Source organism: Serratia sp. Ser99, from assembly GCF_024519545.1.
In the GTDB taxonomy this organism is placed as follows: domain Bacteria; phylum Pseudomonadota; class Gammaproteobacteria; order Enterobacterales; family Enterobacteriaceae; genus Serratia; species Serratia liquefaciens.
This window is the reverse complement of record NZ_JALJRT010000023.1, coordinates 1-10,666: the sequence shown is the minus strand read 5'-3', so window position 1 is coordinate 10,666 and position 10,666 is coordinate 1. Positions and strand designations below refer to the sequence as shown.

General features: G+C 60.8%; 7 protein-coding genes. 4 read left to right on the top strand and 3 right to left on the bottom strand.

Annotated elements, in window-relative coordinates; genetic code table 11:
- The first annotated feature begins 400 nt into the window (after positions 1-400).
- A complete protein-coding gene (gene nac / locus NR114_RS24080; protein WP_020827677.1) occupies positions 401-1,324 on the top strand; it encodes a nitrogen assimilation transcriptional regulator NAC in 924 nt (307 codons plus the stop codon).
- A gap of 1 nt (position 1,325) precedes the next feature.
- Here the strand turns inward: nac and NR114_RS24075 are convergent, their stop codons facing one another.
- Complete coding sequence (locus NR114_RS24075; RefSeq protein ID WP_234530722.1) at positions 1,326-2,774, bottom strand: heavy metal sensor histidine kinase; 1,449 nt, start codon at positions 2,772-2,774, stop codon at positions 1,326-1,328.
- Complete coding sequence (locus tag NR114_RS24070; protein ID WP_256813504.1) at positions 2,771-3,478, bottom strand: heavy metal response regulator transcription factor; 708 nt, start codon at positions 3,476-3,478, stop codon at positions 2,771-2,773. Before NR114_RS24070 ends, NR114_RS24075 begins: the two co-directional genes overlap by 4 nt.
- A gap of 288 nt (positions 3,479-3,766) precedes the next feature.
- Here NR114_RS24070 and NR114_RS24065 point away from each other — a divergent pair, with 288 nt between their 5' ends.
- The 3 genes from NR114_RS24065 to NR114_RS24055 are packed head-to-tail and all read left to right on the top strand — an operon-like array spanning position 3,767 to position 9,535.
- Entirely contained in the window at positions 3,767-4,969 is a 1,203-nt protein-coding gene (locus NR114_RS24065) for an efflux RND transporter periplasmic adaptor subunit (RefSeq protein WP_234530704.1), read from the top strand.
- Complete coding sequence (locus tag NR114_RS24060; protein ID WP_256813506.1) at positions 4,962-8,135, top strand: efflux RND transporter permease subunit; 3,174 nt, start codon at positions 4,962-4,964, stop codon at positions 8,133-8,135. Before NR114_RS24065 ends, NR114_RS24060 begins: the two co-directional genes overlap by 8 nt.
- Positions 8,132-9,535 carry an efflux transporter outer membrane subunit gene (locus NR114_RS24055; RefSeq protein ID WP_256813507.1) on the top strand — a complete coding sequence of 468 codons (1,404 nt, stop codon included), beginning with the start codon at positions 8,132-8,134 and terminating at the stop codon, positions 9,533-9,535. The genes NR114_RS24060 and NR114_RS24055 overlap by 4 nt, the downstream gene beginning before the upstream one ends.
- Before the next feature lie 49 nt (positions 9,536-9,584).
- Here the strand turns inward: NR114_RS24055 and NR114_RS24050 are convergent, their stop codons facing one another.
- Positions 9,585-10,502, bottom strand: coding sequence for a bestrophin family protein (locus NR114_RS24050; protein WP_041415501.1), 918 nt, complete (start codon positions 10,500-10,502; stop codon positions 9,585-9,587).
- Between the last annotated feature and the right edge of the window lie 164 nt (positions 10,503-10,666).

Here is a 10,666-nt window from a genome sequence, read left to right as displayed (position 1 = left end):
CCAGTGACATACGGATTAACAGTCCGCCGTTCTACCGACTGAACTACAGAGGAATCGTGTGAACGGGGCGAATAATAGCGGGGTGATGCGGGCTTGTAAAGCCTGAAAACGCCTTGCCGTTTCGTTTGCTGCAAGATTATTCAACCTGCTGCTTTTTATGGCTTTTATTGATGCTCTGCTGCGCAATGGTTCAGGAGCGGCCACGGGCTGCACTCCGCGTGCTTCACGCTGGTGCAAACCTTCTCCGTTCTGGGTCGTCCAACGCAGGGAGGCATTGAGCACCAGCATCATTTTTTCTTATTTTTCCGGCGATTAGTTAACGGCTTCTCTTATTTCGTCGGTCTGGCCCGGATCTTGCTGCCGTTCTGTCAACGCAGTTCAGCGGCATGACGGAGGCAATATGAATTTCAGACGTCTGAAGTATTTTGTGAAAATCGTCGATATCGGCAGCCTGACCCAGGCGGCGGAGGTGCTGCATATTGCGCAGCCGGCGCTCAGCCAGCAGTTGGCCACCCTGGAAGGGGAACTGAAACAGCAACTGCTGATCCGCACCAAGCGCGGCGTGATGCCGACCGAGGCCGGAAACATCCTGTATGCCCATGCCCAGACCATTTTGCGCCAGTGCGAACAGGCGCAGAGCGCGGTCAACAGCGCCGGCCAGGCGATGAGCGGTCAGGTGTCCGTCGGGCTGGCGCCGGGTAGCCTGGCATCACAGTTGGCGCTGCCGCTGTTGCAGGCGGTACGCGATCAGCATCCGGGTATCTTACTCAGTTTGAATGAGAACATCGGATCTACGCTCGCCGGTCAGGTTGCCGGTCAAAGTCTGGATATGGCGGTGATCTACGGTGCCAAAATGCCTGCGGGGCTTCAGGCCACCGCGCTGATGCGAGAAGATCTCTATCTGGTGGCGACGCGTGCGGTGCCGAACCCGGGTAACAGCGTTGATCTGCTGGACGTTGCGCGCCTGAATCTGTTCCTGCCGCGCGAAGGTGATGTGGTACGCACCCAGGTGGATGAAGCCATGGCGGTGCGCAAGCTGGCCGCCAATGTGATTGGTGAAATCGAGTCCTCCAGCACCTTGAGCGCGGCCATCGCCAGCGGCCTGGGGGCCACCATTTTACCCGAGTCGGTGGCGCGGGCGATGATTGGCCCGGCCAAGGCCTGGATGGCTCGAATCAACGCTCCGTCGCTTAGCGTGCCGCTGTCGCTGTGCATTTCCGCACAGCACTCCTTGTCGGCGCCGGCGTTGGTGGTGAAAGAGATCCTGCTGTCGATAGCCGCAAGCCGCAGTCAGGAAAAACGCGTGTTGGCGTTGGTACAATAAATCACGACAGGCTTTCCCGCTTAACCTCGGCGATGGCGGGAGCCGCCGGCAGCGGTTTTGGCACCGGGTTTTCCTCTGGCCGCGACAGCGCCAGCGAGAAACCGAAGGTGTTGACGCCGTCGAGACTGTGGACGAAGGCTTCCCCCTGGTGCATCAGCGCAATGGCGCGGACGATGGACAGCCCCAGACCGTGGTGCATGTCACTGCGAACGCGCGAAGAGTCGACGCGGTAGAAGCGTTCAAACAGCCGGCTCAGGTGCTCGGGGGCGATGGTTTCGCCCTGGTTGGCAACGGCGACGACGGCAAATCCCCGCTGCTCCTGCAGCAGTACCGAAACGGCGCTGCCCGCGACGGCGTGGCGCGCACTGTTTTCAAGCAGGTTAGCCAGCGCGCGATGGAACAGCCGCCGGTCAACCTGCGCCCGCACCTCTCCGGAAATCTCAATGGTCAAATCGTTTTCCATAAACGAAGGTTCGACGTATTCCGCCGTTTTCAGAGATTCTTCCCGCAGCGATACTTCGCTCAACTGGGTAGCGTATTGTCCGGCCTGAGCGTGGGACAGGAACAGCATGTCGTTGACGATCGAGGTCATGCGCTCCAGCTCTTCCAGGTTCGACTGCAGCAGTTCTTCCAGTTCCTGTACGCTGCGTTCGCGAGCCAGCGCCAACTGGGTTTGACCAATCAGATTGGTGAGCGGGGTGCGCAACTCATGCGCCACGTCGGCGTTAAAGCTCTCCAACTGCCGCCAGGCCACTTCCTGGCGCGCCAGCACGCCATTGAAAGACTCCGCCAGGTTGCGCAGTTCGGCCGGTAAGGTGGCGCTGTCCAGCCGCTGGCCGGTCGTGCCGGGCACCAAACGGTGCGCCTGTTCACTGAGATTGAGCACCGGTCGCATACCGAAGCGCGAGATGGCGTAGCCCAGCAGGGCCGCCAGCCCAATCCCCAGCAGCGAAATCACCACCAGCGCCTGGGTGAACTCCCCCAGCGTGCCCATATAGGGGGCAGAATCAATCGCCACCACATAGCGCACCTCTGGGCGAGCGCCCAGCGGCGGCAGCGTCGCGATCAGCATATACAACGGGCAATCGCCGTCAGGATTAGCGGCAGTGGCGAAACCGTCCGGCAGTTTTGACCAGTGGGTACCCGGTGGGGGAGCACCGCCGAAGCGGTAACGCGGATCCTCGCTGATCACCCAGTATTTCACCTGGCTGCCTTCGCTGTTGGACAGGGTATTGAGCTTTTGTTGCACCATTGGCCAGTCGCGAGCGGTCCCTTTGGCTTCGATAAAAGGGGAGACCAGCGAATGGCGAAAATGCAGCTCGTTGTGCATCTGGTTTTGCAACGAGGTCAGCAGCGAACTGCGCAGAAACAGCGCCAGCACCAGCATGATCAGCGCCATGGTCAGCGCGAACATCAATGCCATCCGGCTGGAAATGGAAATTTTCATCAGGCGATTATCCATGGCGCATCGCGATGCAGCGGACGATTTTCCAGCACGTAGCCCATGCCACGCACCGTGTGCAGCAGCTTTTGCGGATAGGGGGAGTCGATTTTGGCGCGCAGGCGCTTAATCGCCACTTCAACCACGTTGGCGTCGCTGTCGAAGTTCATGTCCCAAACCTGTTCGGCGATCATCATTTTGGACAGTATCTCCCCCTGATGGCGAGCCAACAGGCTGAGCAGGGCAAATTCTTTGGCGGTCAGATCGATACGCTCCCCGCCGCGGGTCACTCGCCGCGCCAGCAGATCCACGTGCAGATCGTCGATTTGCAGTTGGGTGACGTCAATGCCGTCGCTGGTGCGGCGGCGCAATAACGCCTGGATGCGGGCGACCAGTTCAATCAGCGAGAACGGCTTGGGCAGATAATCATCCGCCCCGTGGCGCAGGCCCTTGACGCGTTCGTCTACCGAACCGCGGGCAGACAGCATCAACACCGGCGTCTGTTTGCTGGCGCGCAGGCCTTCCAATACAGCATAGCCGTCTTTGCCCGGCAGCATCACATCCAGGATCACCGCGTCATAGTCCTGCTGCACCGCCAGATGCAAGCCCTCAATGCCATCGCCGGCGACGTCTACGGTGTAGCCCAGTTCGCTCAGTGCGCGGTTAACGTAGGACGAGGTTTTTTCTTCGTCCTCAACCAACAGTAATCGCATGGCCACTCCCGTCATTATCACCTGATGATTAATTAATCATGAAACCCGCCACCTTGCCACAAGACATCATGTTCAGTGATGAGTTTATGACAGCCATGCGGTCGTGAAGCTGACGGCTGGCTGACATTTTTGTCAGCTAACGCCGCCGTCGGATAAAAAACGCGTTAACTGACACGAATGTTATCTGCGGGTCACGTTGAGGTCAGTTTGCCGCTCGTACAGTAACCTTTGGCCGCTTTGTGGCGCGCCGCGCAACCCTTGACCCAGCATCTAAAAGGATACGGACTCATGAGCCTCAAAATCGCCTCTCTTGCTGTCGGCGTGGTGGTGGCCGCTACTTCGCTCTCTTTGTGGCTGGTGGTGGCCGCTCGCGATACGCCGCCAACTGCACCGCCGCCACCGCCACGGGTCGGGGTGGTAACGTTGAAAAACGAACCTATACCCCTGACCAGTGAACTGCCGGGACGGGTTGCCGCCTTTCGCAATGCGGAAGTGCGGCCACAGGTCGGGGGCATAGTGCAAAAACGCCTGTTTACCGAAGGGGAACAGGTCAAGGCGCAGCAACCGCTTTACCAAATCGACCCGGGGCTGTTTCAGGCGGAATACGATCGCAGCAATGCGGCCTTGGCGCGAGCGCGGGCACAGCTGCGTACCGCCGCGTTGTTGATTCAACGTTACCGGCCGCTGGCAGAGAGCCGGGCCATCAGTCGTCAGGTGTATGACGACGCCGTAGCCACTCATCAGCAGGCGGTGGCCGACGTGCAGTCTGCGGAGGCCCAGTTGGAAACGGCACGTATCAATCTGGTTTATACCCGGGTGCTGTCACCCATCGACGGCATTATTGGACGTTCGCTGGTGACCGAAGGGGCGCTGGTGACGGCGCAGCAGGCCGAGGCGGTGGCGGCGGTGCAGCAGATAGATCCGATTTATGTGGACGTGACCCAGTCCAGCGTCCAGCTTTTGCGGTTGAGAAATGCGCTGGAAAGCGGCGCGGTTGCGCAGGCCGACGGCCCTCAGTCTGCGGCGGTCACTCTGACACTGGAAGACGGCTCTCGCTATGCCCACGGCGGCAAATTGCAATTTTCAGAAATCACGGTGGATCGTTCCACCGGCTCGGTGGTGCTGCGCGCGGTATTCCCCAATCCGGAACGCAAGCTGCTGCCGGGCATGTTTGTGCGAGCCCGGCTGTTAGAGGGCATGGCCGCGCAAGGGGGGCTGCTGGTGCCGCAGCGGGGCATTACCCGCAACCCGCGCGGTGAAGCGACCGCCCTGGTGGTGAACGAGGCGGGCAAGGTTGAGCTGCGCGAACTGACCACAGAACGGGCGATGGGGGACAGTTGGCTGGTGTCGACCGGGCTGGCGGCGGGCGATCGGGTGATTGTCGAAGGCGTGCAGCAGGTCAGGCCTGGCGCACAGGTCAATGCGGTGGAGTGGGCTCCGGCTGCCACAACGCTGTTAAGCAGCACTCGTAAGGAGCCGGCGCATGGCTAAATTCTTTATCGAGCGCCCGGTGTTTGCCTGGGTGCTGGCCATCATCATGATGCTGTGTGGCCTGCTGTCGATTGCCAATCTGCCGGTGGCGCAGTACCCAAGCATCGCACCGCCCACCGTCAGCATTCAGGTCAACTATCCCGGTGCCTCGGCGAAGACGGTGCAGGATACGGTGGTGCAGGTGATTGAACAGCAGATGAATGGTCTCGACAATCTGCAATACATTTCCTCCGAAAGTAATTCCGACGGCAGCATGAGCATTGCATTGACCTTTGCGCAGGGCACCGATGCCGATACCGCGCAGGTACAGGTGCAAAACAAGCTGGCGCTGGCACAACCGCTGTTGCCGCTGGAGGTACAGCAGCAAGGGATCCGCGTCACCAAGTCCACCGCCAACTTTATGATGGTGATGGCGTTTGTCTCGACGGATGGTCGCATGACCCGGCAGGACCTGGCGGATTACGTCGCCTCCTATGTACAGGATCCGATCAGCCGCACCAGCGGCGTGGGGGACTTCCAATTGTTCGGTGCGCCTTATGCGATGCGCATCTGGCTGGATCCTGCTGCGCTGGTGAACTACAGCCTGACCGCCACCGACGTCAGCAATGCGATTCAGGAGCAGAACGTTGAGGTTTCATCCGGTCAGTTGGGGGGGCAACCGGCGTTGCCCGGCCAGGAGCTGAATGCCACGGTAATTGGCCCCTCACGCTTGCAGACCCCGGAGGAGTTCGGCCAAATCCTGCTGAAAACCGATCCGGACGGTTCGCGGGTTCGCCTGGCCGACGTGGCGCGCATTGAGCTGGGCGCGCAGAACTACGCGATTGATAGCTACTACAACGGCAATGCGGCGGTCGGGCTGGGCGTGCGTCTGGCAACCGGTGCCAATGCGCTGCAAACCGCGCAGGCGGTGCGTGCCACGCTGGCGGAGCTGAAACCCTTCTTCCCACCGGGAATTGAAGCCGTGGATGCCTATGACACCATTCCATTCATTAGCCTGTCGATCGAAAACGTGGTGCGTACGCTGGTGGAGGCGGTTGTGCTGGTGTTTGCGGTGATGTATCTGTTTTTGCAGAACTTCCGGGCCACGCTGATCCCGACGCTGGCGGTGCCGGTGGTGCTGCTGGGGACCTTTGGCGTGCTGGCGGCCTTCGGTTACTCGATCAACACGTTGACCATGTTTGGCATGGTGCTGGCGATTGGCCTGCTGGTGGATGACGCCATTGTGGTGGTGGAAAACGTCGAGCGGCTGATGCATGAGGAGGGGCTTTCACCTAAGCAGGCAACCCGTAAATCGATGAGCCAGATCACCGGTGCCTTGATAGGCATCGCCATGGTGCTGTCGGCGGTATTTGTGCCGATGGCGTTTTTTGGCGGTTCAACCGGCGTGATCTACCGGCAGTTCTCCATCACCATTGTCTCCTCGATGGTGCTGTCGGTGATGGTGGCGGTGGTGTTTACCCCGGCGCTGTGCGCTACGCTGCTCAAGCCGGTAAAGCCGGGAGAGCATGCCGCACGCAAAGGTTTCTTTGGCTGGTTTAACCGCCGCGTCGAGTGGGCCAACCGCAGTTACGCGGCTTCGGTAATGCGCGGTCTGGGCCGCCCACGTCGGCTGATGCTGATTTATCTGGTGATTGCCATTGCCACCGGCTGGCTGTTTACCCGCATTCCGACCTCGTTCCTGCCGCAGGAAGATCAGGGCATGTTGTTCGCGCAGGTACAGGCACCGGCCGGGGCCACCGCAGAACGGACGCAGGCCACCTTGCGCGGTGCCACGGAGTACCTGTTGAAAATGGAGAAGGACAGCGTGCGTTCGGTGTTCGCTATCTCCGGGTTTAACTTCGGCGGTCGCGGGCAGAACGTCGGCACCCTGTTTATTCGCCTGCATGACTGGGACCAACGGCCGGACGCCTCGCAAAAGGCCGACGCGGTCGCCACCCGCCTCAACGCCATGTTCGCACGCGACTTTCGCGATACCCGCATCTTTGTGGTTTCGCCCCCGGCCGTACGTGAATTGGGCAACGTGGCGGGCTTTAATTTCCAACTGATGGATCGCGGCGGCATTGGGCATCAGCCATTGCTGGCGGCGCGCGACAGGTTTCTTGCCGTTGCCCGGCAGAGCCCGGTGTTGAACAACGTGCGTGCCAACGGTCTGGAGGATGCGCCCCAGTATGAACTGCTGATCGACCGCGAGAAGGCGCGGGCGCTCAGCGTGCCGATCACGGAGATTAACCGAACGCTGTCGCTGGCCTGGGGCTCGGGTTATGTGAACGACTTTATCGATCGCGGTCGGGTGAAGCGGGTTTATGTGCAGGGAGATGCCTCGTCACGCATGCTGCCGCAGGATCTGGAACAGTGGTTTGTGCGTAACGACAACGGGGATATGGTGCCGTTCTCCGCCTTTGCCAGCGCCGAATGGACCTACGGTGCGCAGAAACTCAATCGGTACAACGGCGCACCGTCGTTTAACCTGCAGGGCGAACCGGCGGCGGGCTTCAGCTCCGGCGACGCGATGGCTGAAATGGAACGCATTGCCGCCACCATGCCGCCCGGCGTGGGCTACGACTGGACCGGACTGTCGTTTGAAGAACGGTTGTCCGGCGCCCAGGCACCGGCACTCTATGCGATTTCACTGTTGGTGGTCTTCCTGTGTCTGGCGGCGCTGTATGAAAGCTGGAGCGTGCCCAGCGCGGTAATGCTGGTGGTGCCGCTCGGGGTGATTGGCGCGGTGGTGGCCACGTTGCTGCGTGGGCTGGCCAACGACGTGTATTTCCAGGTGGGGTTGCTGACCACCGTCGGGCTGGCGGCCAAAAATGCCATTCTGATCGTGGAGTTCGCCAAGGCGCACTTCGAAGCCGGCGCCAGTCCGGTAGAGGCGGCGGTGCAGGCCGCCAGACAGCGGCTGCGGCCGATCCTGATGACCTCGCTGGCGTTTATTCTCGGCGTGGTGCCGCTGGTGATTGCCAGCGGGGCAGGCTCAGGCAGTCAGAATGCCATCGGCACCGGGGTGATCGGCGGCATGCTGACCAGCACCTTCCTGGCCATTTTCTTCGTACCGGCATTCTTCGTCATCATGCTGCGGCTGTTTCGGGTGAAACGGCTCAGCGAACGCCGCCGGGCAGAGGATGAAGCGGAGATAACTGCCCCGGCGCCGGGAGCCGAGCCATGATAAAACTTTTGGCTATCATGCTGGCCACTGCCACCCTGACGGGCTGCTCGTTGACGCCGGACTATCAACGCCCCGCTGCGCCGGTAGCGCCAGCCTATCCGGATTATGGCGTCGCGCAGGTCGACGGAACGGCAGCGGCTATCGGTTGGCGTGAGTTTTACCGCGATCCGCTGCTGCAAACGCTGATTACGCAGGCCCTGACGAATAACCGTGACTTGCGCATTGCGGCGCTGAACGTGGAGGCGGCTCGCGCCAGCTACCGCATTCAACGGGCAGATACGCTGCCCACCCTGGCGGCGCAGGGCAGTGGTTCGGTACAGCGTACCCCGGGCAGTCTGTCCGCAGGCGGGCAGTCTGCGGTGGGGCGCAGCTATCAGGTCGGGGGAACGCTGTCGTGGGAGTTGGATCTGTTCGGGCGGCTTCGCAGCCTGAACCAGCAGGCGTTGGAATTGTATTTGGCACAGGATGAAACCCGGGCCGCCGCGCAACTGGCGCTGATCGCCGAAACCGCCAACGCTTATCTTTCGCTACGCGCCGATAGCGAACTTCTGGCGCTGGCGCAGGAAACGCTGGGCTCACAGCAGGCGGCCTTTGGGCTGGTGGAACAAAGCTTCCAGCTCGGTGTGGCGACCGAACTGGATCGCAGCCAGGCGGAGGTTGGGGTACGGACGGCGCAGCGTGATTTGGCTCAGTATCGGCGTCAGGTTCGGCAGGACACCAATGCCCTGACGCTGTTGGTTGGGCAGCCGTTGGGCTCGGCGATGAGTTCGCGTCTGGCGCAGGCCGGCACCTTGCCGGACGATCTGTTGCCGGAAAACATTCCGGCCGGGCTGCCGGCAGATTTGCTGACCCGGCGGCCGGATATCCGAGCGGCAGAGCATCAGCTACGCGCCGCCAATGCCAATATCGGCGCGGCGCGGGCGGCGTTCTTTCCGACCCTCAGCCTGACCGGTTTCGGCGGCACGGCCAGCGCCGGCCTGGACGGTTTATTTTCTGCCGGTTCCGGTGCCTGGAGTTTTGTGCCACAGCTCTCGCTGCCTATCTTCTCCGGCGGCTCTTTGCGTGCGGGATTGGATCTGGCGGAGGTGCAAAAACGCATTGAGGTGGCGAGTTATGAGCAGGCGATACAACAGGGATTTCGCGAAACCGCCGATGCGCTGGCCGGTCGCGACACGCTGGATGAGCAAATCCGGGCGCAAACGCAGTTGGTGGCGGCCAATCAACGCGCTTACAGCCTATCGCAGCAGCGTTTTCAGCAGGGCGTGGATAACTACCTGACCGTGCTGGATTCCCAGCGTTCCCTGTATGCGGCGCAGCAGGTGTTGGTCGATACACGCCTGGCGCGATTGACCAATCTCGTCGATCTTTACCGTGCGTTGGGCGGAGGATGGCGCGAATAAGGGGGTTGCCAACAGGCGCGGCCTTCACCGCGCCTGACGTGGTTGCCGGTTAGCTGAGCTGGTAACGGCTGTCCGGCCGTGCGGCCGCCGGTAAATCCGTTTCGTCGTTCATTTCGCGCAGGTTGATCTCAATCGCGTTGCACATGGCATTGAGCGGCAGGTCATTGGCGGCGGTGCCGAACGGATCTTCCAGTTCCTCTGCCAGCGAGTCCAGCGAGATGAAGGTGTAGGAGATAAACACCGACACCAGCGGCGTCATGTAATGCAGATCCGGCACCAGTGCGAAAGGCAGCAGGGTGCAGAACAGGTAGACCGTGCGATGAACGATCAGGCTGTAGGCAAAGGGGATCGGCGTATTGGCGATGCGTTCGCAGCCGCCGAGGATCTCCGACAGCCGGTTGAGGTTTTGGTCGATGCTGTGAAACAGCATGTCCGACAGCTGTGCCGATTGTCGTTTTTCGCCCAGCCATTGGCCCATCATCAACAGCAGCCGGTTGCAGGGGGACATGCTGTTTTCTATCGCTCGCAGATCGACGTTGGGCAGCAGCCGTTGCAGGTCGGCGCTGCTATCGGTGCCGCGCAGCTGGTGTTTCAGGCAGTAGCTGAACGCGATCAGCAGGGCGGCAAACTCGCGCGCCGCCTGATCCTGCTGCGGTAGCAGACTCTTGATCTGGCGCAGCAGCGAGCGCTCAACGATCAGCAGGCTGCCCCACAGCAACCGCGCCTCGGTGAAGCGCGCATAGCTGACGCTGTTGCGGAAGCCGAGAAAGATAGCGATCGCCACGCCCAGCAGGCTGAAAGGCGCCAGGGTCAGTTTGACCCCCAGATGTTCGTACCATTGAAAACACAGCACGGCGACGATGGACATCGCCACGTTAAGGCTGAGGCGAAACAGAATTTTGGATAGCACTGAACCGTGCCAGACGAAGAGCCGCCTGAACCAGTGTTGCTGAGGTCTGACAATCATATGTGTGGTGATGTCCGGGGAATGAGAGCCGCTGTTGTAACAGATTTGCGGTCGGTACATCAACGATCTGAGTATGAAAAGTTAAAAAGCCCGCCGAAGCGGTAATGCCGTTCACTTAAGCCTGACGGGCATTTTTTATTCGGTCCCTGAAGGCTCAGTGCAGG